This is a genomic window from Streptomyces sp. NPDC050619, from assembly GCF_040654815.1.
Classification (GTDB): domain Bacteria; phylum Actinomycetota; class Actinomycetes; order Streptomycetales; family Streptomycetaceae; genus Streptomyces.
Genome location: NZ_JBFAIR010000031.1, coordinates 98084 through 121288 on the forward strand (window position 1 = coordinate 98084; position 23205 = coordinate 121288).

The 23205-nt window shown below is 70.8% G+C and carries 21 protein-coding genes; 9 read left to right on the plus strand and 12 right to left on the minus strand.

Annotated elements, in window-relative coordinates; all coding sequences use genetic code 11:
• The first annotated feature begins 184 nt into the window (after positions 1–184).
• On the plus strand, positions 185–1363 hold the full coding sequence (locus AB0I77_RS38565; RefSeq protein WP_363287462.1) for a saccharopine dehydrogenase NADP-binding domain-containing protein: 1179 nt from the start codon (positions 185–187) through the stop codon (positions 1361–1363).
• Positions 1364–1412: 49 nt separating this feature from the next.
• On the opposite strand, the gene AB0I77_RS38570 is transcribed toward AB0I77_RS38565, so the two are convergent.
• From AB0I77_RS38570 to AB0I77_RS38585, 4 genes are all read right to left on the minus strand, one after another.
• The gene (locus tag AB0I77_RS38570) at positions 1413–1559 is read right to left on the minus strand and encodes a hypothetical protein (protein WP_363287463.1); all 147 of its coding nucleotides are present in this window, start codon (positions 1557–1559) and stop codon (positions 1413–1415) included.
• An 86-nt stretch (positions 1560–1645) separates the two neighbouring features.
• On the minus strand, positions 1646–2335 hold the full coding sequence (locus AB0I77_RS38575) for an endonuclease V (RefSeq protein WP_363287464.1): 690 nt from the start codon (positions 2333–2335) through the stop codon (positions 1646–1648).
• Between the two features lie 47 nt (positions 2336–2382).
• Positions 2383–2709: a plasmid stabilization protein gene (locus AB0I77_RS38580; RefSeq protein ID WP_363287465.1), complete on the minus strand. Its 327-nt coding sequence runs from the start codon at positions 2707–2709 to the stop codon at positions 2383–2385.
• A 70-nt stretch (positions 2710–2779) separates the two neighbouring features.
• Positions 2780–3847, minus strand: coding sequence for an oxidoreductase (locus AB0I77_RS38585; RefSeq protein WP_363287466.1), 1068 nt, complete (start codon positions 3845–3847; stop codon positions 2780–2782).
• A gap of 316 nt (positions 3848–4163) precedes the next feature.
• Here AB0I77_RS38585 and AB0I77_RS38590 point away from each other — a divergent pair, with 316 nt between their 5' ends.
• Positions 4164–4580: an SsgA family sporulation/cell division regulator gene (locus tag AB0I77_RS38590; protein ID WP_363287467.1), complete on the plus strand. Its 417-nt coding sequence runs from the start codon at positions 4164–4166 to the stop codon at positions 4578–4580.
• 10 nt (positions 4581–4590) lie between these two features.
• Here the strand turns inward: AB0I77_RS38590 and AB0I77_RS38595 are convergent, their stop codons facing one another.
• Positions 4591–5418 carry an isocitrate lyase/phosphoenolpyruvate mutase family protein gene (locus AB0I77_RS38595; protein ID WP_363287468.1) on the minus strand — a complete coding sequence of 276 codons (828 nt, stop codon included), beginning with the start codon at positions 5416–5418 and terminating at the stop codon, positions 4591–4593.
• Between the two features lie 66 nt (positions 5419–5484).
• On the minus strand, positions 5485–6126 hold the full coding sequence (locus AB0I77_RS38600; protein WP_363287469.1) for a GPP34 family phosphoprotein: 642 nt from the start codon (positions 6124–6126) through the stop codon (positions 5485–5487).
• 296 nt (positions 6127–6422) lie between these two features.
• Between AB0I77_RS38600 and AB0I77_RS38605 the strand changes: the two genes are divergently transcribed.
• From AB0I77_RS38605 to AB0I77_RS38615, 3 genes are all read left to right on the plus strand, one after another.
• Entirely contained in the window at positions 6423–8048 is a 1626-nt protein-coding gene (locus AB0I77_RS38605) for an ABC-F family ATP-binding cassette domain-containing protein (RefSeq protein ID WP_363287470.1), read from the plus strand.
• 179 nt (positions 8049–8227) lie between these two features.
• Positions 8228–9004, plus strand: a complete 777-nt coding sequence (gene ddaH / locus AB0I77_RS38610; RefSeq protein WP_363287471.1) for a dimethylargininase — start codon at positions 8228–8230, stop codon at positions 9002–9004.
• Positions 9005–9213: 209 nt separating this feature from the next.
• On the plus strand, positions 9214–10194 hold the full coding sequence (locus tag AB0I77_RS38615) for an acyl-ACP desaturase (protein ID WP_363287472.1): 981 nt from the start codon (positions 9214–9216) through the stop codon (positions 10192–10194).
• Positions 10195–10220: 26 nt separating this feature from the next.
• On the opposite strand, the gene AB0I77_RS38620 is transcribed toward AB0I77_RS38615, so the two are convergent.
• Positions 10221–10466 (minus strand): WhiB family transcriptional regulator, encoded by a 246-nt coding sequence (locus tag AB0I77_RS38620; protein WP_363287473.1) that lies wholly within the window; start codon positions 10464–10466, stop codon positions 10221–10223.
• Between the two features lie 254 nt (positions 10467–10720).
• Between AB0I77_RS38620 and AB0I77_RS38625 the strand changes: the two genes are divergently transcribed.
• Positions 10721–11509 carry a VOC family protein gene (locus tag AB0I77_RS38625; protein ID WP_363287474.1) on the plus strand — a complete coding sequence of 263 codons (789 nt, stop codon included), beginning with the start codon at positions 10721–10723 and terminating at the stop codon, positions 11507–11509.
• A 40-nt stretch (positions 11510–11549) separates the two neighbouring features.
• Here the strand turns inward: AB0I77_RS38625 and AB0I77_RS38630 are convergent, their stop codons facing one another.
• The 3 genes from AB0I77_RS38630 to AB0I77_RS38640 form a co-directional block, all read right to left on the minus strand.
• Positions 11550–12587, minus strand: coding sequence for a LacI family DNA-binding transcriptional regulator (locus AB0I77_RS38630; protein WP_363287475.1), 1038 nt, complete (start codon positions 12585–12587; stop codon positions 11550–11552).
• Positions 12588–12938: 351 nt separating this feature from the next.
• The gene (locus tag AB0I77_RS38635; RefSeq protein WP_363287476.1) at positions 12939–13865 is read right to left on the minus strand and encodes an NAD(P)-binding domain-containing protein; all 927 of its coding nucleotides are present in this window, start codon (positions 13863–13865) and stop codon (positions 12939–12941) included.
• 14 nt (positions 13866–13879) lie between these two features.
• On the minus strand, positions 13880–14830 hold the full coding sequence (locus AB0I77_RS38640) for a multicopper oxidase domain-containing protein (RefSeq protein WP_363287477.1): 951 nt from the start codon (positions 14828–14830) through the stop codon (positions 13880–13882).
• Between the two features lie 189 nt (positions 14831–15019).
• On the opposite strand from AB0I77_RS38640, the gene AB0I77_RS38645 reads away from it, so the two are divergent.
• Complete coding sequence (locus tag AB0I77_RS38645) at positions 15020–17518, plus strand: ThuA domain-containing protein (RefSeq protein WP_363287478.1); 2499 nt, start codon at positions 15020–15022, stop codon at positions 17516–17518.
• Positions 17518–19710, plus strand: a complete 2193-nt coding sequence (locus tag AB0I77_RS38650; protein WP_363287479.1) for a family 16 glycoside hydrolase — start codon at positions 17518–17520, stop codon at positions 19708–19710. The genes AB0I77_RS38645 and AB0I77_RS38650 overlap by 1 nt, the downstream gene beginning before the upstream one ends.
• On the opposite strand, the gene ligD is transcribed toward AB0I77_RS38650, so the two are convergent.
• Positions 19697–20722: a non-homologous end-joining DNA ligase gene (ligD, locus tag AB0I77_RS38655; RefSeq protein ID WP_363287480.1), complete on the minus strand. Its 1026-nt coding sequence runs from the start codon at positions 20720–20722 to the stop codon at positions 19697–19699. The genes AB0I77_RS38650 and ligD overlap by 14 nt on opposite strands.
• 74 nt (positions 20723–20796) lie before the next feature.
• Between ligD and AB0I77_RS38660 the strand changes: the two genes are divergently transcribed.
• On the plus strand, positions 20797–21867 hold the full coding sequence (locus AB0I77_RS38660; protein ID WP_363287481.1) for an ATP-dependent DNA ligase: 1071 nt from the start codon (positions 20797–20799) through the stop codon (positions 21865–21867).
• A gap of 15 nt (positions 21868–21882) precedes the next feature.
• Here the strand turns inward: AB0I77_RS38660 and AB0I77_RS38665 are convergent, their stop codons facing one another.
• Positions 21883–23073: a zinc-dependent alcohol dehydrogenase gene (locus AB0I77_RS38665; protein WP_363287483.1), complete on the minus strand. Its 1191-nt coding sequence runs from the start codon at positions 23071–23073 to the stop codon at positions 21883–21885.
• Positions 23074–23205: the final 132 nt, after the last annotated feature.

The window sequence follows — 23205 nt, forward strand, 5'->3', positions numbered from 1 at the left end:
CCGGTATGACACAACTGGTATGACACAACTGATGTAACACCAGCGAGCCAAGAACGTGGAGCGGTGGACACAAGAGGTGGGCGAGCACGCGCTTGGCGAGTGACCCCGCCTCGGCGCGCACTTTCCCACTCCTCACGCTAGCCTCGGCCACCGACAACGGCGCGCGGCAGGACCCAGGAGTGTCATGAGCAGGCTGAACAGAGCGGATCGTCCGTTCGACATCGTGCTTTTCGGGGCCACCGGCTTCGTGGGCACGCTCACCGCGGAGTACCTCGCCGCGCACGCGCCCGAAGGCCTGCGCTGGGCCATCGCCGGCCGCGGCGCGGAGAAGCTGGAGGCGTTGCGCGAGCGGCTGCCCGGCGGCTCGGAGATCGGGGTGCTGCGGGCCGACGTGTCCGATCCGGCCTCGTTGCGCGCACTCGCCGAGCACGCGCGCGTGGTGGCCACCACGGTGGGTCCCTATGTGACGTACGGGGAGGAACTCGTCGCCGCCTGTGCGGACACGGGCGCGGACTATCTCGACCTCTCGGGTGAGCCCGAGTTCGTGGACCTGATGTACGTCCGTCACGACGCACGCGCGCGTGAGACGGGTGCGCGGCTGGTGCACGCCTGCGGTTTCGACTCGGTGCCGCACGACCTGGGTGTGTACTTCACCGTCCGGCAGTTGCCGGAGGGGGTACCGCTGACGGTCGACGGGTTCGTGACCGCGGACGCCTCGTTCTCGGGCGGCACCCTCGCCTCGGCGCTGAATCAGTTCGCACGCGGGCGCCGGCTCCTGGCCGCCGCACGGGACCGCGGGCGGCACGAGCCGCGGCTGGTGGGACGACAGGCCTCCGCTTCGACCGGCGCACCGCGGTTCGCCCGGGAGGTCGGCGCCTGGGCGCTGCCCCTGCCGACCATCGACGCGCGGATCGTACGGCGGTCCGCGCGGGCCCTGGAGCGGTACGGCCCCGACTTCCGCTACCGCGAGTACGCCGCGGTACGGCGCCTGCCCGTCGCGGTGGGCGGGGTCGCGGCCGTGGGCGCGCTCCTCGCCGCCGCCCAACTGCCGCCCGCACGCCGCTGGTTGTCCGACCGGTTCAGGGCCGGGGAGGGGCCGGGCCCCGAGAAGCGCGCGAGGAGCTGGTTCTCCGTCCGCTTCGTCGGCGAGGGCGGCGGCCGGCGGGTGTTCACCGAGGTCGCGGGCGGCGACCCTGGGTACGGCGAGACGGCGAAGATCTTCGCCGAGTCGGCGCTGTCCCTGGCCTTCGACGACCTTCCGCCGAGCGCCGGCCAGGTCACGACGGCGGTCGCGATGGGCGACGCGCTGACCGAACGGCTGCGCCGGGCGGGGATCACCTTCCGGGTCGCGGCGAGTCGCTAGTGCCGCGGCACTAGCCGGCTTCACCGGGACCACAGCCGGGTTCAAGGGTTTACAGGGACCACCCCAGCACGGTGTAGATCATCCCGCCGATCCAGGCGACCCCCGCCGTCACGGCGAGGATCAGCGCGGCCGTCACGGCACGCTCTACGGGCCGGGGCTGGTCGGCGAGGGGCTTGGAAGCACGGTGCGTCGTCATGGGGACCAGCCTGCCGATCACGGCGGCACCGCCACATCCGTACAGGTACTCAGACGAGGTACTCAGGAAGTCGCGTCCCGAGGTATTCAGGACGTCGCGTTCCGCAGTGCCGCGCGGCACAGGCTGTCGGCCCTGCGGGTCGTCTCCGGCAGGCGGTAGCGCGGCGTCAGCGCGAGGGTGTGGGCGCAGGCGTTGTCCAGGCTCACGCGGTGGCCGACGGAGACGAAGACCGGCTTCACGCCGTCCCGTGTGCGCAGGGCGCGGCCGACCTCCTCGGTGCCGGCGAGGAGCGGGGACGTACTGCCGCGCGGGGCGTCCGGGTCGTCGCAGGCGAAGGTGAAGGGGTTCTTGGCGACGCCGATCGTGGGCAGGCCGGTGAGGACGCCGAGATGGCTGGCGAGGCCGAAGCGGCGCGGGTGGGCCAGTCCGTAGCCGTCGCAGACGATCAGGCCGGGCGGGCAGGGCAGCGCGTCCAGGGCGGCGAGGACCGTGGGGATCTCGCGGAAGGCGAGCAGGCCGGGCACGTACGGGAAGGTGATCCGGCCGACGGCCGTGGCCTCGGCGACGACGGCGAGGCTCGCGGCGTCCAGGACGACGGCCGCGGCGGCGACGACGTCCCGCGCGTCGTCGTACGCCACGTCGACGCCGGTCACATGGCCCGTACCGGGCGGCGGTCCCGGCTCGTCGAGCACCACGCGCTCCCGCAACTCGTCCTGGACGGCGCGGGCCTGCTCCTCGGTCGCCGGCCAGCCGGCGGGAATGCGTACGGTCGTCATGGTGCCGGCGAGCCTACGGTCCCCGGCCGACGCGCTGAGGCATCGGGTCAGCTCTTGCCCAGCGCGCGCTCCAGCTGGCTCTTGTTCATGTCCGAACGGCCCTGGATGCCCCGGCGCTTCGCCTCCTCGTACAGCTGGTCGCGGGTCGGCCCCTGGGAGCCCTTGCCGGACCGCTGGCCGCCTCGCTTGCCGGAGGACATGTCCTGGGTCGAGACGCGGCTGGCGCTCTTCGACTCGCCGGACCGGGCGCGTTCCTTGTTCACGGTCCGCGAGGCGATCTCCTTCGCGCGACCGGTGCTCTCGCCCCGGTCCTCCGCGCTCTCCTTGATGTGCTCGTACTGGCGTTCCCGCTTGGGGCTGGAACCACGTGGCATGTCCGATCACTCCTCTCGCGTTCGCCGAACGGGTACCCGCATTCCGGCAAATACGGCATACCGCATGCCATCAGGTTTCCAGGCGGGCCACCCGGCCCTGCTCCCCGGCCGCCCAGCACCCCAGGTCGGGCGTGCAGTCCACGGTGTCGTACGAGCCGGTGTCCACCGTCCGCCAGGTGCGGCCGCCGTCCGTCGTCAGGTCCGTGCCGGTCGGGCCGACCGCTAGGGCGGCCGTGCGGCTGTGCGGGAGCCAGGCCACGCCGGAGCGGTAGGCGGGCGGCGGCCCGGCGGCGGGCTGCCAGCCGCGGCCGCCGTCGGCGGTGCGGGCCGCCGGCCGCGGTGAGGTCTGGTCCGGGCGGTAGTCGCCGCCGACCGCCAGACCGTGCGTACGGTCGCGGAAGGCGAGCGCGAAGACTCCACGGGCCGGGTCGCCCGCCGGAATCGGCGTGTCGGAGGCCGTCCAGGTCAGTCCGCGGTCGGCGGAGTGCAGCACGCGCGCGCGTGCGGCGCCGCCGGTGGCCAGCCAGACGTCCCGCGGGCCGGACGAGACCAGGCACTGGCCGCTCGCCGCGAACCCGGCCTCGCCCTCCAGCGCGGCCGGCATACCGGCGCTCGGCAGCACCTTCCAGGTACGGCCGCCGTCACCGGTGGACAGAATGCGGAACTTTCCGTCCACCGGGTCGCTCATCGCGAGGCCGTGGCGGCGGTCGAAGAAGGTGAGGCAGTCGTAGAAGGCCCTCGCGTCGGTGTTGCGGAAGGACTCGGTCCAGGTCTCGCCGCCGTCGTCGGTGCGGTACACGCGGGACGCCTCGCCCTCGCCGATGGCCAGCACCACGGCGCGGCGCGCGTCGAACGCCTCGATGTCCCGGAACTGGAGTTCGGCGGCGCCCGGCGGGGAGACGTTCCGCCAGTTCGCCCCGCCGTCCGTGGTACGCAGCACGGTGCCCTGCGTACCGGAGACCCACGCGGTGTTCCGGCTGACGGCCGCGAGGCCCCGGAACCGTACGTCGGGGCTGCCGCTGTCCTTGAGCTCCCAGTGCGGTGTCCCGTGCTCCGGCGGATGCGCCTGCGCGGGCACGGCCGTCAGGGCGGCCAGGGCCGCCGCGCAGGCCGCGCCCGCGGCGAGCGTCCGGCTCACCCGGCCCGTCCGGCTCGTACGTCTGGTCCGTGGCGTTCGTCTCGTTCCTCGCGTGTTCCCCAAGCGCCTCATGGCGGGCGAAGCTAGCTCACGGGCCAGATGCCGTCCAGAGCACGGCGATTCACCTCGGGCGGTGGCGACGGTCGCCCCAAGTGCCCGTCCTGGCCCGGAAGGAGAGCTGCGCCACTCCCGTGAATGAACGCGGTGACAGAGGTCACTCGCCATTCGTGTGCACGGATTGGCTCATTCCGTCGTCTCTTCCAATGCCGGGCCTCATCCCCGGAAGTCCGTCCGGCCGTCACAAGGGAGCAAGGCGTTGAACATCGTCATCGAGCAGCCCGTCGAGGCCCGTCTCGTCGCCGCCGCCCCGCGGATGCCGAGCATTCCCGCCACGCTGCACTACGACCGGCGGGATCCGTTCGCCGTCCGCATGACCTTCCCCGCTCCGGCCACTCTGGAGGGCGTGGAGGTCTGCTGGACCTTCAGCCGCGAGCTGCTTTCGGCCGGCGTCAAGGGGCCCGAGGGCCACGGCGACGTACGGGTACGCCCGTACGGGTACGGCCGCACCGTCCTGGAGTTCCACGCCCCCGAGGGCACCGCCGTCGTGCACGTCCGCTCGGACGAGCTGGGGCAGTTCCTCCAGGCGACGAGCGAGCTGGTGCCCGTCGGTCTGGAGCATCTGCAACTCGATCTGGACCACGACCTGGCGGAGCTGATGCGGGACGCGTGCTGAACGGGCGCGTTCACCCCAGCAGCGCGTTGACTTCGCCGTAGTCGAGCCCGCCCGTCAGCGACTCGTACGTCCCCGCGTCCAGCAGTTCCCGAGCGGCGCGGCGGACCAGGGCATGTACGGCCAGGGCGATGCCCGAGCCGACACTCACCCGTGCGACGCCGAGCGCCGCCAGCTCGGCGATCGGCGGCGCGCCGGGACCGGCCAGGACGTTCAGCGGGCCGTCGATCCCGTCGACGAGCGGTTTCACGGTCCCCGGATCGACGGCCCCGGGGACGAAGATCCCGTCGGCGCCCGCGGCGCGGAAGGCGGCGGCCCGCTCCAGCGTGAGGTCCACTCCCCCGGCGCCCCGCAGGAACGTGTCGATACGTGCGTTGACGAACAACGGCACGCCCTCCGCGTCGGCGGCCTCCCGGGCGGCGGCAATGCGCTCGGCCTGTTCGGCGACCGGCCGCAGCGGCCCGCCGTCGCCCTCGTACAACGCGTCCTCGATGTTCACACCGACCGCGCCCGCCGCGAGCACCGCCCGGACGGTGTCGGCGACGCCCGCCGGGTCCTTCGCGTAGCCGCTCTCGACATCGGCGCTGACGGGCACGTCAACGCAAGCGGCGATGCGGGCGACCGCATCGAGGGCACGGTCGCGGTCCAGCCGGTCGCCGTCCGCCGCACCCAGGGCCCAGGCGAGCCCCGCGCTCGTGGTGGCTACCGCGGCGGCGCCGGCGTCCGCGACGACGCACGCGCTCGCGGTGTCCCAGGCGTTGGGCAGGACGAGCGGGCTTCCCGGCACGTGCAGAGAGCGGAAGACGAGGGCGCGGTCGCGGAGGTTGTCCTGGTTCGTCATACGGCTCACTCCATCAGCCCACGCCCGGCGCGGTCTGGCAGGAATCCGACATGGACCTGAGGAGGCTCAACCGACGGCGGACGCGGCCGCCCGCGCCGCCCGCACCTCTCGGGCGGCCGTCCGCAGCACGGGTGCCGCGGCCCCGCCGCGCTCGGTGAGCTCTTCGAGACGGCCCTGGTCATGCTCGTCGTCGGCGACCACCCCCGCGGCGTCCGCGAGCACGGCGAGTGCCGCGTCCCGCTCGGAGACCTCCGCGACCGGGGCCGGCCCCAGCACAACCGCCCGCGCCGCCTCGCGCAGCGCGTCCACCGCGGCGACGCCCGCCAAGGCGTACTCCACGGTGGGGAAAACCCCGAGGACCCGTCGCTTGTCCGCGTGCAAGTGGCCCCCGGCGGCCAGCTGTTCCCGTACGGCGTCCAAGGTGATCCGCGCCCGCAGGTTCACCCAGGTCCGCCACCCGTGCGGCCGGGACTCGCGGACCAGCTCGAGAAGACCGTCGAGGACGGGGTCCCCCGTCTCGGCGTCCATGTCGGCCGGCGTGGCGATGCCGTCCTCGTCGATGAGCAGGCCGCGCTGGGCCAGCTCGACGAGGGCACCGGTCCGGACCACAAGGGCCAGCGGGGCGCCGGTGACGTCCCCGTCCGTGCTGTCCCAGGCGAGCAGGCACAGCCGGGCCGGGAGCGAGAGCGGGAGCGAGTCATGGGACACGGGGTCTCCTTCGGACGGTGCGATCGGGGCTCAGTTAATTCGTTGACAGTCCCCAAGGCCGCTCATACGGTGTAGAGCGGTCCTGTTGCCGTCGATTGGAGAAGGACGTTGCTCGTCTGAGGTCCTGAGACACCGCGTCACACACATGAGGTGTGTGCGTTGCGTGCGACCTCGGCGTTCGAGCCGTCCTCCGGAGCAGGGCCTTTCCCATGCCCCCGGGGCCTCTCCCCCTTGGTCGCAGGTGTCTCGATACGCGTTTGCCCCTCGACCGCCTCAAGCAACCGCGGAGACCCCGTATGCCTACATCCATCACCTGTACGTCCCTCGCCTTCGCCTGGCGCGACGGCACCCCCGTCTTCGAGGGCCTCGACGTCTCCTTCGGCCCCGGCCGAACCGGCCTGGTCGGTGTCAACGGGTCGGGAAAGTCGACCCTGTTGAAGCTGATCGCCGGGGAACTCACCCCGGCCGACGGCGCCGTCCGGGTCGCGGGCGAGGTCGGCTACCTCCCGCAGAACGTCACCCTGGACACCGCCCTGAAGGTCGACGAGGCGCTCGGCATCTCCGCGCGGCGGGCCGCGCTGCACGCGATCGAGGCGGGTGACGTGGCCGAGGCCCACTTCGAGACGGTCGGCGACGACTGGGACGTGGAAGAACGAGCCCTCGCCACCCTCGGCGAACTCGGGCTCGGTCACATCGAGCTGGACCGCACGATCGGCGAGGTGTCGGGCGGCGAGTCGGTGCTCCTGCGCCTGGCCGCGCTGCTGCTGAGCCGGCCGGACGTGCTGCTGCTCGACGAGCCCACGAACAATCTCGACCTGTACGCGCGCAGGCGGCTGTACGCGGCCGTCGAGGCCTGGCCGGGGGTCATGGTCGTGGTCAGTCACGACCGTGAACTCCTCGAACTGGTCGACCAGATCGCCGATCTGCACTCCGGGGAGGTCACCTGGTACGGCGGCAACTTCTCGGCGTACGAGGAGGCGCTCGCCACCGAGCAGGAGGCGGCCGAGCGCATGGTGCGCGTCGCCGAGTCCGACTTCCGCAAACAGAAGCGCGAACTGGCCGACGCCCAGGTCAAGTTGGCCCGCCGTAAGCGGTACGGGCAGAAGATGTGGGACCAGAAGCGCGAGCCGAAGATCATCATGGGGGCGCGCAAGCGCGCGGCGCAGGAGTCCGCGGGCAAGCACCGCATCATGCACGAGGAGAGGCTCACCGAGGCCAAGGAGCGGCTCGACGAGGCGGTGGAGGCCGTACGGGACGACGACGAGATCCGCGTCGACCTGCCCTATACGGCCGTACCTCCGGGCCGTACCGTCCTCACCCTCCTGGACCTGGAGATCGCGTACGGCGCGCGCGTGGCGGGCGGTTTCGACCTGCGCGGTCCCGAGCGCATCGCGCTGATCGGGCGCAACGGCGCGGGCAAGACGACGCTGTTGCGGACGATCGCCGGGGAGTTGGAGCCGGTCTCCGGCGAGGTGAAGGCGCATGTCCCGCTCCGGTTCCTGCCGCAGCGGCTGGACGTGCTCGACGGCGAGCTGTCCGTCGCCGAGAACGTGGCCCGGTTCGCGCCGGACTCCACCAACAACCGGGTCCGGGCCCGCCTGGCCCGCTTCCTGTTCCGGGGCGCCCGCGCCGACCAGAAGGCGGCGACGCTGTCCGGCGGCGAACGCTTCCGGGCGACGCTGGCCGCGCTGATGCTGGCCGAGCCCGCGCCGCAGCTGCTGATGCTGGACGAGCCGACGAACAACCTCGACATGGCGAGCGTGCGGCAGCTGACGAACGCGCTGGAGTCGTACGAGGGGGCACTGATCGTGGCCAGCCACGACCTGCCGTTCCTGGAGTCGATCGGCATCACGCGTTGGCTGCTTCTCGAGGAAGGAGAACTGAGGGAAACCACGTCGGAAGCCGTCGAGGATCCCGCCTAGCGATCTTCGAGTGACCCCCTGGGCGGCTCCTCGCCGCCCGGGACTCCGGCACCGCGGAGCGTCTCAGGAGGGCCACAGCCTGACAACGGGGGTTTTGCCCGCGCCGACCTGCGCTGCATGATGGCTCATCGGCGCCTTTTGGGGCCGCCGACACCGTCACGCCGATACGGAGTTCCCTCGTGCCCAGCCAGAAGGCCCTCGTCCGCCGCCCCAGCCCGCTCCTCGCCGAAGGTCTGGTCACGCACATCGAGCGAGAGAAGGTCGACGTCGATCTCGCGCTCGACCAGTGGGAGGAGTACGTCGAGGCTTTGCAGACGCACGGCTGGGAGACGGTCGAGGTCGACCCGGCCGACGACTGCCCGGACTCCGTGTTCGTCGAGGACACGGTCGTCATGTACAAGAACGTCGCGCTGATCACCCGGCCCGGCGCCGAGTCCCGGCGTGAGGAGACCATCGGGGTCGAGGAGGCCGTAGCGCGCCTGGGCTGCTCGGTGAACTGGATATGGGAGCCGGGCACGCTGGACGGCGGCGACGTGCTGAAGATCGGCGACACGATCTACGTCGGCCGCGGCGGGCGGACCAACGCGGCGGGCGTCCAGCAGCTGCGGGCCGCCTTCGAGCCGCTCGGGGCGCGGGTGGTCGCCGTACCGGTGAGCAAAGTGCTGCACCTGAAGACGGCGGTCACCGCGCTGCCCGACGGGACGGTCCTCGGCCGCATCCCGCAGTTGGACGCGCCCTCGCTCTTCCCGCGTTTCCTGCCGGTGCCGGAGGACTCCGGAGCGCACGTGGTGCTGCTCGGCGGCGCCAAGCTGCTGATGGCGGCGAGCGCGCCCAAGACGGCGGACCTGCTCGCCGACCTCGGCCACGAGCCCGTCCTGGTCGACATCAGCGAGTTCGAGAAGCTCGAAGGCTGTGTGACATGCCTCTCGGTGCGGATGCGGGAGCTGTACGCCTGAGCGGACGCGAACTTTTCCGTTTCGGCCGCGACCTGCGGTTCCTGGAATGGCTTGTCATGCTCGGGGAACACGGCTGATCAGGGATCTTTACACCTCGCTTAACCTACGGTCTCGTAACCTACGGAGACGTAGCCTACGATTCCGTAGGTACCGGCCCGGCACCGCTCGCCGGCGCCTCTTCCTATGTTTCCGCGCCCCCTGGAGTACCCGTGACGATCACTTCCCCTCACCTCGGCAGCGCGTCCTCCGCCTGGACCGACGCCCGGCTGCTGTACGCGCTGGAGGAAGTCGTCGAGCAGGAGCTCAACCGGCACTTGAAGGTCGCCAAGGACTGGATGCCCCATGAGTACGTACCGTTCAGCGACGGCCGCAATTTCCCGGGCATCTTCGAGGACGGCGAGGCGTGGGGCAAGGAGCAGTCCAAGGTCACCGAGATCGGTCGGATCGCGCTGGTCGTGAACCTGCTGACCGAGGACAATCTCCCGAGTTACCACCACGAGATCGCCTCGCTCTTCGGCCGTGACGGCGCCTGGGGCACCTGGGTGCACCGCTGGACCGCGGAGGAGGGCCGGCACGGCATCGTGATGCGCGACTACCTGCTCACCTCGCGCGCGGTCGACCCGGACCAGCTGGAGCAGTTCCGCATGTCCCACATGAGCGAGGGCTTCGAGTCGGACAACCGCCACTCCATGCTGCACTCGGTGGCCTACGTCGCCTTCCAGGAGCTGGCGACCCGCGTCTCGCACCGCAACACCGGCCACCAGTCCGGCGACCCGGTCTGCGACCGCATGCTGGCGCGCATCGCGACCGACGAGAACCTGCACATGGTCTTCTACCGGAACCTGCTGAAGGCGGCCTTCGACCTCGCGCCCGACATGACGATGCAGGCGGTGCGCGACGTGATCGTCAACTTCCGGATGCCCGGCCACGGCATGCCCGGCTTCGAGCGGGCCGCCGCGCAGATGGCGATCGGCGAGATCTACAACATGCGCATCCACCACGACGACGTCATCCAGCCCGTCCTGCGCTTCCTGAAGGTCCTGGAGATCGACGGCCTCGGCCCGGAGGGCCTCAAGGCCCAGGAGGAACTCGGCCTGTACATGGGCGGCCTGGACACGGAGGCCTCGAAGTTCGACGAGAAGCTGGCGGCGCGCAAGGAGCGGATGGCGGCTCGCGCGGCAGCGCAGTAGACCTGGTCGGCGGCAGGGCAAGAGACCTAGTCGGTCGTACGCCTGAGGTGGAGCCGTTCCTTCTCGGACAGGCCGCCCCAGACGCCGAAGCGCTCGTCGTTGTCCAGGGCGTACTCCAGGCAGGCGGAGCGCATCTCGCACATGCCGCAGATGCGCTTCGCCTCACGCACCGAGCTGCCCGGTTCGGGAAAGAAGAAGTCCGCCCCGGTCTGCGCACACAGTGCCTGGGCCTGCCAGGCGAGGTCGGCCGGGGTGATCGTTTCTATGTGCATGACCGAGATCCTGCCGGGCCGCGAAAAACATTCCATCAACGCGGGATCAACGCCGTGGCCAAAGGCCTCCGGCCATCCGATGATGACGCGGCGGGCGCCCGAGCGCACGACGGCACGCGGAACGCCGTACGACAAAATGAATGCGGCCGATCACCCAGGGTTATCCGATCAGTTGGTCCAACCCCGCGCGATTGTCAGTGGGCGGTGCGAGACTCGGCAGTGCAGGCAACGGGACCCCTCAAAGGAGGGCAGAGATGCTCACCACCCGTTATGTCACCGGCGCTCCGAACTGGCTGGATCTAGGCACACCCGACATCGACGGAGCCGCCTCCTTCTACGGCGGGCTCTTCGGCTGGCAGTTCCAGCCGGGCGGGCCCGAGGTGGGCGGCTATGGCTTGTTCCAGCTCGAGGGCAGGACCGCGGCGGGCGGCATGCAGACCACCCCGGAACAGGGCCCGCCCTCCTGGACCGTGTACTTCCAGACCCCGGACGCGGACGCCACGGCGAAGGCCGCCGAACAGGCGCACGGCTCGGTGCTCATGCAGCCGATGGACGTCATGGAACTGGGCCGGATGGCGATCCTCGCCGACCAGGCGGGGGTGTCCTTCGGCATCTGGCAGCCCGGCGCCAACAAGGGCCTCGACGTCGTGCGGGAACCGGGCTCGCTGTGCTGGCTGGAGCTGTACACGCCGGACCTTCCCGCGGCCGCCGGGTTCTACAACGCGGTGTTCGGCTGGGAGACTTCCGCGGTCACGTTCGCCGGGGAGACGTACACCACCGTCCACCCATTGGGGACCGAGCCGGATGCCATGTTCGGCGGCATGGTCCCGCTGGAGGACGATCCGACCAAGGCGGAAGCCGGCGCCTGGCTGCCGTACTTCGAGGTTCCGGACGCGGACGCGGTGGTCGGCGCGGCCCAGGAAAGGGGCGGCACCGTGCGCCTGCCGGCGACGGACTTGGAGAACGTCGGCCGGATCGCCGAACTCGCCGATCCGTACGGCGCCCGCTTCGCGGTGATCAAGAGCGCGCCGCCACAGACATAAAGACTCATGCCGCAGACATAAAGACTCATAAAGACTGGGGTCACGCCGAGGCGCGGCGGACCAGTGTCGTCGGCAGGACGACGCCCGAGGGGGTCACTCCCTCTTCTGCTGTGGTGCCCCGGTCCGGGCCGCGCAGCAGCAGGCGGGCCATCAACCTGCCCATTTCCTCGATGTCCTGACGGACCGTCGTGAGCGGTGGATCGGTCTGTTCGGCGACGGGCAGCATGTCGTCGAAGCCGATCACCGCGACGTCCTCGGGCACGCGCCGCCCCCGCTCGCGCAGCACCCGCAGGGCGCCGGCGGCGCTGAGGTCGTTGGCGGCGAACACGGCGTCCATGTCGGGGCACCGGTCGAGGAGTTCGCGCATCGCCCGCTCGCCGCCGGCCGGGGTGAAGTCGCCCTGGACGACCAGCCTCGGGCCGGCGTCGGTCATGACGTCCCGGTACCCGTCGAGCCGGTCCGCCGCCGAGGTCTGGTCGAGCGGGCCGGTGATGTGCGCGACGCGGCTGCGGCCGAGGCCCACGAGGTGGCGTACGGCCTGGCGGGCGCCGCCGCGGTTGTCGCTGTCGACGTACACCACGTCGCCGCTGTGGCCGTCGTCCCAGCCGGGGCGTCCGCCGAAGACGGTCGGGACTCCGGCGCGCCGGATCAGTCCGGGCAGCGGGTCGTCGAGATGCAGCGAGAAGACGAGCGCTCCGTCGACGTGTCCGCCGGCGAGATAGCGGCCGACTCGGGCGTGGTCGTCGCGGCCTTCGGTGAGCAGCAGCACGAGTTGGTTGTCGTGGGCCGTCAACTCCTTGCTGATTCCCCTAAGTTGCAGGGCGAAGAAGGGGTCGGCGAAGACCCGGGTCTCCGGTTCGGCGACCACGACGGCGACGGCGTCGTGCCGCCTCGTCACGAGGCTGCGGGCGGCCTGGTTGGGCACGTACCCGAGCTCCTCCACCGCCCGCCGGACCCGCTCGACGAGAGCTTCGCGCACACCGTCCCCGCCGTTGACCACCCGGGAGGCGGTGGCCCGCGAGACCCCGGCGCGCGCGGCCACGGCCTCCAGCGTGGGACGCGACGCTGTCTCGGTCACTTCGGGGCTCCTCACCGGCGGGTGCGGATCAGGATAGCCGTGGGCGGAGAGCGAGGATGAGAGCGCTCTCGGGTCATCGAAATCCGGCTTCTGGCACGGCAGTGGGCGCGGAGCGGGCGATGACGGGTCACGCCGGTAGTCCGGCTTCTGCAGGGCAGCACACCAGAGCTGGGCGATGACGGCGCACACCCGCGGCCCGGCCTCCGCCACACAGCACACCAGAGCTGGGCGATGACGGCCCACACCCGCAACCCGGCCTCCGCCACACAGCACACCAGAGCTGGGCGATGACGGCCCACACCCGCAACCCGGCCTCCGCCACACAACACACCAGGACCGGACGACGCCCCCTCACCCCAGCAGATCCACCCGCCGCCCCACCCCCTCCCGCTCCGCCCGCCGATACGCCCGCCACGCGAGCGCCAGGTCCTGCCAGGGCAGGCCGACGGGGGCGTAGACGGAACGGGTCCCGGCGCTCACCCGCCCCGGGTGTTCGCCACGCAGGATCTCGCCCAAGGTGGCATCGGCGTCGAGGCCTGCGGGCGTCAAAGCTCCCATGGTGGCGGCCAGTTGACGGTCGTCCACGACGAGGAGCGACGCGGCGAGCAGGTCGGCGGCCAGCTCCCGCTTGCCGGGCTCGTCGGCGCCCAGGCTGGTGAAGTGCTGCCCCTCCCGGGTGTCGGCCAGGGACAGCAGCGGCGCGCGGGACCAGGTGGCCAGCAGGACGATGTCGGCGGCTGCGGCGACCTCCGTCGGCGAGGCCACCGCCCGCCCGCCGTGCCGCGCTGCGAACGCCGCGGCCCGGTCGCCGTCCGTGTCGTGGACGACGAGCGCGCGGTGCTGCCGCAGTACGCCCAGTCCGCGCACCATGAGTTCGGCCTGGGCGCCCGCGCCGATCACCCCCAGCACGGTCCCCGGTCCGGCGAGCACCTGGGTGCCCAGTGCGGCGGCCAGTCCCGTGCGCCACGCCGTGACCGTCGCCGAGTCCAGCAGTGCGAGCAGTTCCCCGTCCCGGCCGCTGTGCAGGCAGATCACCCCGCGCAGGGCGGGCCGGGCGCCCGGGAACTTGGCGTTGACCTTCACCGTGTACGCCTCGATGCCGGGCAGCAGGCCGGGGATCAGCGCCGTGGCGGTGCCGGGGAACGGCAGGTCGGTCCGCACCCGTTGCCCGGCGACCGGTACGGCGTCCGCCGCGCGGAAGCCGTCGCGCAGCGCGGCCAGGCAGTCCACGGGGTCCAGTACGGCTTCCAGGTCACCGCGGGTGAGGAGAAGAGTCACCCGCCCATGATCGGTCAGTGATCGTGCTCGTGCGGCTCGTACCCCGGGATCGTCCCGTCCGGCTTCTTCACCAGGAACAGCCCCACCATCCCCATGTCGGAGTGGCTCTGCACATGGCAGTGGTACATCCACGCGCCCGCCCCGACGCCCTCCCCCGCGATCACCTGGAAGCCGAAGGAGTCGGCCGGCCCCGTGATCTTGTTGTCGATGACCTGGCTGGGGTCGTCGGGCCCGGTGAGCATGCCCGTGCGGTTGTCCGCCCAACGGTGACCGTGCAGATGGAAGGTGTGGTAGTACTCGCCGTGCGTGATCATCACGAACTCGACGCGCTCGCCCGTCGTCGCCTCGAAGTCGGGGCCGCTGTGCGCGGGCTTGTTGTTGATCGTCATGTCGTTGAAGACGATCGTGTACGTCCTCTCCGGCAGGATGTCGCCCGCGCGCCGGACGATCACCGGGCCGTACAGTCCCTTGCGGAGGCCGCCCGTGCCGTGTTCCGTGCCGACGACGTGGTCGTGGTAGTGCCAGTAGCCCGCGCTGCCCGCCCGCCAGGTGCCGTCCTTGCGGCGACCGGGGGCGTGGGTGCGCCAGGTGTAGGTGCGGGTGCCGCCGGGCTCGACGTCGCTCTTGGTCGACTTCGTGCCGTCGCTGGAGATTTCGTAGTCCAGTCCGTGCACGTGCAGGCTCACCGCGACCTCCGTCGTGTTCTCGAACTCGACGTGCAGGGTGTCTCCCTCGTCGAGTTCGATCAGCGGTCCGGGGATCGTCGCCTTCCCCTTCTCCAGGCCGTAGCCCATCTGCCCGTCGGCGAGCCGCTCGGCGTAGAGCTTGATGCGTTTGACCTCGCCGCCGGCCCGTGCCGTCTTCGCCGGTGTGTCGGCGCCGACGGCCTCGGGGGCCAGGGACAACGAGGTCGCGACGGCCGCGCCGCCCAGCAGCACCCGCCGGTTGAATCCGCGTCTGTCCATGCGGAACTCCCCACCCTGATACGGAATTTGCGGAGACGTACCTGTGATGAACCGGTGAGACGGTACCGGCCCCGCGCCCGTTTATCCACGCTCAGGACAAAGTTAGCGTCATTGCGGTCATAGGTATTGGCGAGTCATGCAAAGGGGTCTAGCTTCCTTGGCGCTGTTGCCGTGACCGAGGAGGTGCCCATGCACTTACGAGGGTTGAGCGCAAGAAGCACGAGAAGAACGAGAAGACGGGCCTGGGCGGCCACCGTGGTCGCCGGGATCGTCGCCGCAGGGCTGCTGTCGGGTCCCGCCGCCACCGCCCGCCCGGCGCCGGAGCCCTCGCCGACAACGATGTCCGTCAAGTCGCCGCCGGGCGGCGCGAACGTGCGGGTGCTGATCTTCTACGGGTCCGCGGCGGCCGGGGACGAGTCGCCGGTCGTCAACGCCGGGATCGGTGCGATCGAGCGGATCGGCCTGTCCGGACCGGCGAACCAGCGCTTCAAGGTCGAGGCCACGGACGACTCCTCGGTCTTCACCGACGAGACCAAGCTCGGCCGCTACAACGCGATCGTCTTCCTGACCGGTGGCGGCGACGTGCTCGACCCCGAGCAGGAAGCGGGCCTGGAGGCCTACATGGAGGCCGACGGCGGATTCCTCGGCATCCATGACGCCGCCCGCGCGGAGCCGTACTCGGACTGGTTCACCGGCCTCGTCGGCGCCCGTCCGGCCGCCTCCAGTCCAACGACCGTACAGCGGGCGACCGTTGAGGTCGGCGACCGGCAGCACCCGGCCACCAAGGACCTGCCGCTCCAGTGGAAGCGCCCCGACCAGTGGCTCAACTGGGCGAAGAACCCGTCGGGTGACGTGCATACGGTCGCCCGTGTACGGGAGTCGACATACCGGCCGGGTGCGAGCGCCAACGGCTGGGACCACCCGGTCAGTTGGTGCCGGGACTACGACGGCGGCCGTTCCTTCTACACCGGCATGGGCGGCACGGTGTCGTCGTACGACGAGACGGACTTCCGCGCGCATCTGCGCGGCGCGCTCCTGTGGACCACCCGGCTGGTGCGGGCGGACTGCAAGGCGACGATCAACGGCAACTACAAGGCGGAGCGGCTCACCCAGCCGAACCAGCCGGGCCAGAACGACCAGATCGGCGAACCGCACGGCCTGGTCACCGCGCCCGACGGCCGCGTGCTCTACATCGGCCGGGGCGGCGCCGACTCCTCCCAGCCCGTGATCACCGACTGGAACAACCCGGACATCGGCAAGGGCAAGGGCGAGATCCACGTCTACGACCCGGCGACCAAGAAGGTCACCCTGGCGGGTGCGCTGACGGTCTTCGGCAACAAGGGCGGCGGCGACGAGCTGGTGAAGGTCGAGGAGGGCCTGCTCGGTATCGAACTCGACCCGCGCTTCGAGCAGAACGGCTGGGTGTATCTGCACTACACGCCGCACGCGCGGATCGACCGCGACACCCGGATGGCCGAGCGCCGCGTCTCCCGCTTCACCCTCGACCCCGCCACCAACAGGCTGGACCTCGACAGCGAGAAGGTGCTGCTCAAGTGGCCGGTGCAGATCCACAGTTGCTGCCATGCGGGCGGCGGGATGGCCTGGGACTCCCAGGACAACCTGTACATCGCGACCGGTGACAACAACTCCAGTGGTTTCAGCGACGGTTACTCCGGCAACAACCCGCAGCCCAACTACAAGGGGGTCTCCTTCGCCGACGCGCGCCGCACCGCCGGCAACACCAACAACCTCAACGGCAAGATCCTGCGCATCCACCCGGAACCCGACGGGACGTACACGATCCCGGACGGCAACCTCTTCACCGGCGAGGAGACCGACGAGGGCGGCGGCAAGACCCGCGGCGAGATCTACGTGATGGGCGTGCGCAACCCGGCGCGGATCTTCGTCGACCGGCAGACCGACATCCTCTACGCCGGCTGGGTCGGCCCGGACGCGAGCGCGCCGTCGACGACCTGGGGGCCCGCCAAGTACGACACCTTCGCCGTCATCACCCAGGCGAGCAACCGGGGCTGGCCGTACTGCATGGGCAACAAACAGCCCTACCGGGACCGCAATCTGCCGGATCCGGCACAGCCGCTCGGCTGGTACGACTGCGACCGCCCGAAGAACGAGTCGCCGAACAACGACGGCCTGGTCAATCTGCCGCCCGTCACCGGCAACAACATCTGGTACTCGCCCCAGGGCGGCGCACCCGACTTCCCGCGCGACGCGAACGGCGTCCCGTCGTACCAGCAGGAGGAGGCCACCTATCTGCTGCCCTGGCTCACGGGCGGCGGCCAGGCCGCGATGAACGGGCCGGTCTACCGCTACGACGCGGCGAGCGCGAGCGGGACCAAGTGGCCCTCGTACTGGGACGGCAAGTGGTTCGTCGGCGACTTCTACGACGCCGACCAGCCGCGCAACGCGGTCATCACCGACCCGAAGACCCACGGCGTGGGCGGTCTGCCGGTCCATTCGGAGTCGCTGAAGAAGATCGTGCCGATCGGCAACGACGGCATCAAGAACCTCATGGACTGGAAGTTCGGTCCGGACGGCGCGTTGTACGTCCTCGACTACGGCCGCGGCTTCTTCACCTCGGACGCCAAGTCGGCGCTGTGGCGGGTCACTTACACGGGCGGCGGACCGACTCCGGCCGCCGGCCTCCTGGCGAGAGGAGCCACCCGGTGATGCGCCGGCAAAGACTCCTCACAGCCCTGTTGGCGGCCGTGCTCATCATGCTCGGGTCGCAGGGGACGCCCGCTGCCGGCCGGCCGGAAGCCCGTGCCGCGGCACAGGTCCTCACCTGGACCGCCGGCAACGACATCGACAAGTACACGTCCGCTCCCGCGACGGCCGTCGCGGGTCCGGCGACGATCGTCTTCGAGAACAGCGTGGCGACCGGCAACACCACCGGCATGCCGCACACGTTGACGTTCGCGACGAGCGACCCCGAGTTCAACAACGATGTCCAGCTCAACATCCTCGCCAACCCGAACGACGACCAGGGCGGCCGCTACACCGCCGAGGTCACGCTCACCCCCGGCCGCTACTTCTACCACTGCACCATCCCCGGCCACGGCCAGATGCAGGGCATCCTCGTGGTGACCGAGGGCGGCGGCGAGGACACGACACCGCCCGAGACGGCCGCGCGGGTGACCGGCTCGCAGAACGCGCAGGGCGAGTACGTCGGTTCGGCGAGCGTCGCGATCAGCGCGACGGACGAGGGCGGATCCGGCGTCGACGGCATACAGTATGCGGTCGGCGACGCGGGCGACTGGCTACCGTATACCGCACCCGTCGTCGTCGACCAGGTCGGCAGCCACAAGATCCGCTACCGCGCGCTCGACAAGGCGGGCAACGTGTCCGCCGAAAAGAGCGTCGAGTTCACGGTCGTCGCACCGGACTCGGACGACACGACACCGCCGCAGACCTCGGCGACGGTGAGCGGCGAACGGAACGCCGACGGGGCCTATGTCGACATGGCCACGGTGACCGTCTCGGCCTCCGACACCGGTTCCGGGGTCAACACCGTCGAGTACGCGGTCGGCACCGGGGCCTGGGAGCCGTACACCGCGCCCGTGATGGTGCATCAGCCCGGCACCCACACCGTGCGCTACCGGGCCACCGACAAGGCGGGCAACCCCGCCGCCGAGAAGAGTGTGGAGTTCACGGTCATCGCGGCGCCCCCGCAGGACACGGCCCCGCCGGTGACGGGCGTGACCGTCGACGGTACGCGGAACTCCGACGGGGCCTACGTCGGCAACGCCAGAGTGACGGTGAGCGCGACCGACGAGGGCGGCTCGGGTGTCGACAGGATCGAGTATTCGCTCGATGGTGGACCGTACATCGCCTACACCAACCCAGTGGTGGTCGACCGTGCGGGTGCCCACACCGTGGCGTACCGGGCGAGCGACAAGGCGGGCAACACCTCATCGTCCCGGACCGTGAGCTTCACGGTGGTGGCCGGCGGCGGGGTGCCCGCGCCCAACTGCCCGGAGTTCGACGAGCGGTTGACGGTGGTCGTCGGCACGGTCGACTCGGGCGTGCCCAACCGGGTCACCGACAACCGGTGCCGGATCAACGAGTTGATCGAGGACGAGAAGGAGTGGACGTCCCACGCGCTGTTCCTCAAGCACGTGAAGACGGTCCTGGACAGGCTGCTGAAGGAAGGGGTCGTCGACCAGCGCGAGTACAACGCGATCCAGAAGGCCGCCCGCCAGTCGGGGCTCGGCAAACCCGGCCAGACCGAGGGCTACCGCACGATCCTGGACGGCACCGCGGACTCCTTCGCCGAGTGGCAGCAGGTGGGCGGCGGTTCGTTCGCGCCGAACCCGGACGGATCGATCACCTCGGGCACCACCCGGGACGGACTCGGCATGCTGTGGTTCCCCGAGCGCAAGTACGGCGACTTCTCGCTCAAGCTCCAGTGGCGTGACGACGCTCCGGGCACCGGGAACGCCAACTCCGGTGTGTTCGTGCGGTTCCCGGGGGTCCACGACCACCCGGAGGAGGCGCGGCCGGAGTGGGTCGCCATCAAGTACGGGCACGAGGTGCAGGTGCTCGACCGGCCCGACGGCGACATGTACAAGACCGGCTCGGTCTACGGCTTCGACCGGGTGGGGCTCGCCGGTGCCGGCGTCACCCAGAAGGGCACCTGGAACGACTACGAGATCCGGGTGGTCGACCAGCACTACTCGGTCTACCGCAACGGCGTCCTGATCAACGAGTTCGACAACCTCGGCGGCCAGGACTTCTCCCCGCCACGCTCGGACGACCCGGGCACGGACGGGCGGCGGTTCGCCTCCGGCTATCTCGGGCTCCAGGTGCACGGCACGACGGACGTGGTCTCGTACCGGGACATCCGGATCAAGGAGCTGTAGGCCCCGGTTTCCTGGCCCGGCTCGGCTGTACCCGCTTGGGTTCTCCCGGCATCTTCGGATACTCGGGCGGGTACGGCAGATCGCCGAGCCCGTGATCGTGCTCGTCACGGCGCGCCAGCTCCAGGAGCGCGTCGAGCGAGAAGCGGTGGTCGTCCATGTCCGCGTGCACATCGCCGAGTTCGGCGTAGCGCGCGGGCATGGTCGCGAGGTCGAAGTCCCGCGGATGGGCCTCGCCCACCTCCTCCCAGCGCAGGGGCGCGGAGACCGGGGCGTGCGGGCGCGGCCGTACGGAGTAGGCGGAGGCGATCGTGCGGTCCCGGGCGGTCTGGTTGTAGTCCAGGAAGATGCGCTGCCCGCGCTCCTCCTTCCACCACTTGATGGTCACGTGGTCCGGCATCCGGCGTTCCATCTCGCGCCCTACGGCGATGGCGGCGCGCCGGACCTGGGTGAAGGTCCAGCTCGGTGCGATCGGCACGAACACATGCAGGCCACGTCCACCGGATGTCTTGGGGAATCCGCGCAGGCCGCCGAACTCGTCGAGGACGGCGCGCAGTTCGTGGGCGGCGCGGACGGCGTCGGCGTAGTCGGTGCCGGGCTGCGGGTCGAGGTCGATGCGCAGTTCGTCCGGGCGGTCGACGTCGTCGCGGCGCACCGGCCAGGGGTGGAAGGTGAGGGTGCCGAACTGGGCGGCCCACACCGCGGCGCCCACCTCGGTCGGGCACATCTCGTCGGCGCTGCGACCGCTGGGGAAGGTGATGTGGGCGGTCGGGATCCAGTCGGGCATGTTCTTCGGGGCCCGCTTCTGGAAGAAGGACTCGCCGGTGACTCCTTCGGGGTAGCGCTCGAGCATGGTGGGCCGGTCGCGCAGCGCGCGCAGGATGCCGGGGCCGACGGCCAGGTAGTACCGGGCGAGGTCCAGCTTGGTGAAGCCGCGCTCCGGGAAGAAGATCTTGTCCGGGCTGGACAGCCGTACGGTCCGGCCGCCCGCCTCCAGTTCCACCGCTTCGCCCATGCGAGCCACGGTAGGCGTACCGCGCAAACCTCGCACACCGGGCATTTCGCGATGCACAAGAGCAGAATCGGAGCATGGACCTGCCAGTGATGCCGCCCGTGAAGCCCATGCTCGCCAAGTCGGTGGCGCGCATCCCGCCGGGCATGCACTACGAGGCGAAGTGGGACGGGTTCCGGGCGATCGTGTTCCGCGACGGGGCCGAGGCCGAGCTGGGCAGCCGTACCGGCAAGCCGTTGACCAGGTACTTTCCCGAGCTGGTGGCGGCGCTCAAGGAGCGGTTGCCGCAGCGTTGTGTGCTGGACGGGGAGATCGTGATCGCGCGGGAGGGGCACCTGGACTTCGACGCGCTGACCGAGCGCATCCACCCGGCGGACTCCCGGGTGCGGATGCTGGCCGAGAAGACGCCGTCGTCGTTCGTGGCCTTCGACCTGCTGGCACTGGCCGACGAGTCGCTGCTGGACGTCCCCCTCACCGACCGCAGGACGCTCCTCACCACAGCGCTGTCCGAGGCGGGCGCTCCCGTGCACATGGCGCCGGCGACCACCGATATCGAGGTGGCGCGGCAGTGGTTCGAGCAGTACGAGGGGGCGGGCCTGGACGGCGTCATCGCCAAGCCGCTGACGCTTCCCTACCTCCAGGACGAGCGCGCCATGTTCAAGATCAAGCACGAGCGCACGGCGGACGTCGTCGTCGCGGGCTACCGCCTCCACAAGAGCGGCCCCGTGGTGGGCTCACTCCTGCTCGGTCTCTACGACGACAAGGGCGCCCTCCAGCACGTCGGCGTGTCCGCCGCCTTCCCCATGAAGCGGCGCGCCGAGCTGGTCGAGGAGCTGGAGCCGCTGCGTATGGACGCCGTGGCCGGGCATCCCTGGGCGGCCTGGTCCGAGGAGGCGGCGCACGAGACGGCCCGGCTGCCCGGCGCCCCGAGCCGCTGGTCGGGCAAGAAGGACCTGTCCTGGGTGCCGCTGCGGCCGGAGCGGGTGGCCGAGGTGGCGTACGACCACATGGAGAACGGAGCGCGCTTCCGGCACACGGCGCGCTTCCGCCGCTGGCGCCCGGACCGGACCCCCGAGAGCTGCACGTACGGCCAGCTGGAGGAGCCGGTGCGCTACGACCTGGCGGAGATCTTCGGCAGCCGGGACTGACTCACGGCGACTGACTCACGGCGTCATCAGCACCTTGACCGCGCCGTCCTGCTTGCGCTGGAACATCTCGTAGGCGTGCGGGGCGTCGGCCAGCGGCAGCCGGTGCGTGGCGAAGTCGTCGACGCCGAGCGGGTCCTCGTCGGTGAGGTACGGGATGATCTCGTCGCTCCAGCGGCGCACGTTGGCCTGGCCCATCCGGATCTGGATCTGCTTGTCGAACATCGTGAGCATCGGCAGCGGGTCGGCCATGCCGCCGTAGACGCCGACGAGCGAGAGGGTGCCGCCGCGCCGCACCAGTTCGATGGCGGTGTTCAGGGCGGCGAGCCGGTCGACGCTGAAGCGTTCCGCGAACGGGCCGCTCAGCTTCCGGGGCAGCAGGGACGATGCCTGCTGGGCCAGCCGGGCGGCGGCACTGCCGTGCGCCTCGGTGCCGACCGCGTCGATCACGGCGTCCGGGCCGCGGCCGTCCGTCTCGTCGCGGATCGCCTGGATCAGTTCCTTCTCGTTGTCGAAGCCCCTGAGGTCGTACGTCTCCACACCGCGCTCGCGGGCCCGGCGCAGCCGCTCGCTCACCCGGTCCACTCCGAACACCCGCCCCGCGCCGCGCACCTGGGCGATCCGGCAGGCCATGTCGCCGATCGGGCCGAGGCCGAGCACGGCGATGCTGCCGCCCTGCGGGACGTCCGCATAGGCGACCGCCTGCCAGGCGGTGGGCAGGACGTCGGAGAGGTAGACGAAGCGGTCGTCGGGCGGACCCTCCGGAACCTTGATCGGGCCGTACTGCGCCTGCGGGACGCGCAGGTACTCGGCCTGGGCGCCCGGTACGGATCCGTACAGCCGGGTGTAGCCGAACAGGGCGGCGCCCATGCCCTCGCTGTGGACCTGGGTGGTCTCGCACTGCGTCGGCAGTCCGGTCACGCACATCCAGCAGTTGCCGCAGGCGATCTGGAACGGCACCACGACCCGGTCGCCCGCCGCGAGGTCCGGTACCGCGGCGCCGACCTCCTGGACGATGCCCATGGGCTCGTGGCCGAGGATGTCGCCCGGTGTCATGAACGCGGTGAGCACCTCGTACAGGTGCAGGTCGGAGCCGCACAGTCCGGTGGAGGTGACGCGGATAACGGCGTCCGTCGGTTCCTGGACCTCCGGATCGGGCACGCTCTCCACCCGGACGTCCCGCTTGCCCTGCCAGGTCACTGCCTTCATCGCGCGCTCCCTCAAGTCATGTCGGCGCGTCCCCTCTGCGGTGGCGCCCGGGTACCCGGGCGGACGCACGCCGAACCGTGACGCGTGGGCCGATCGGCTTATAAGCGGCGCACAATCAGAACCGATCGGGTA

Bases quoted from the DNA above. Each gene is read 5' to 3' on its own strand.
- AB0I77_RS38650 (WP_363287479.1), top strand. From the start codon at position 17,518: ATGCGCCGGCAAAGACTCCTCACAGCCCTGTTGGCGGCCGTGCTCATC.
- AB0I77_RS38645 (WP_363287478.1), top strand. From the start codon at position 15,020: ATGCACTTACGAGGGTTGAGCGCAAGAAGCACGAGAAGAACGAGAAGA.
- AB0I77_RS38665 (WP_363287483.1), bottom strand. From the start codon at position 23,073: ATGAAGGCAGTGACCTGGCAGGGCAAGCGGGACGTCCGGGTGGAGAGC.
- AB0I77_RS38565 (WP_363287462.1), top strand. From the start codon at position 185: ATGAGCAGGCTGAACAGAGCGGATCGTCCGTTCGACATCGTGCTTTTC.
- AB0I77_RS38640 (WP_363287477.1), bottom strand. From the start codon at position 14,830: ATGGACAGACGCGGATTCAACCGGCGGGTGCTGCTGGGCGGCGCGGCC.
- ligD (WP_363287480.1), bottom strand. From the start codon at position 20,722: ATGGGCGAAGCGGTGGAACTGGAGGCGGGCGGCCGGACCGTACGGCTG.
- AB0I77_RS38625 (WP_363287474.1), top strand. From the start codon at position 10,721: ATGCTCACCACCCGTTATGTCACCGGCGCTCCGAACTGGCTGGATCTA.
- AB0I77_RS38605 (WP_363287470.1), top strand. From the start codon at position 6,423: ATGCCTACATCCATCACCTGTACGTCCCTCGCCTTCGCCTGGCGCGAC.
- AB0I77_RS38570 (WP_363287463.1), bottom strand. From the start codon at position 1,559: ATGACGACGCACCGTGCTTCCAAGCCCCTCGCCGACCAGCCCCGGCCC.
- AB0I77_RS38620 (WP_363287473.1), bottom strand. From the start codon at position 10,466: ATGCACATAGAAACGATCACCCCGGCCGACCTCGCCTGGCAGGCCCAG.
- AB0I77_RS38660 (WP_363287481.1), top strand. From the start codon at position 20,797: ATGGACCTGCCAGTGATGCCGCCCGTGAAGCCCATGCTCGCCAAGTCG.
- AB0I77_RS38580 (WP_363287465.1), bottom strand. From the start codon at position 2,709: ATGCCACGTGGTTCCAGCCCCAAGCGGGAACGCCAGTACGAGCACATC.
- AB0I77_RS38575 (WP_363287464.1), bottom strand. From the start codon at position 2,335: ATGACGACCGTACGCATTCCCGCCGGCTGGCCGGCGACCGAGGAGCAG.
- AB0I77_RS38595 (WP_363287468.1), bottom strand. From the start codon at position 5,418: ATGACGAACCAGGACAACCTCCGCGACCGCGCCCTCGTCTTCCGCTCT.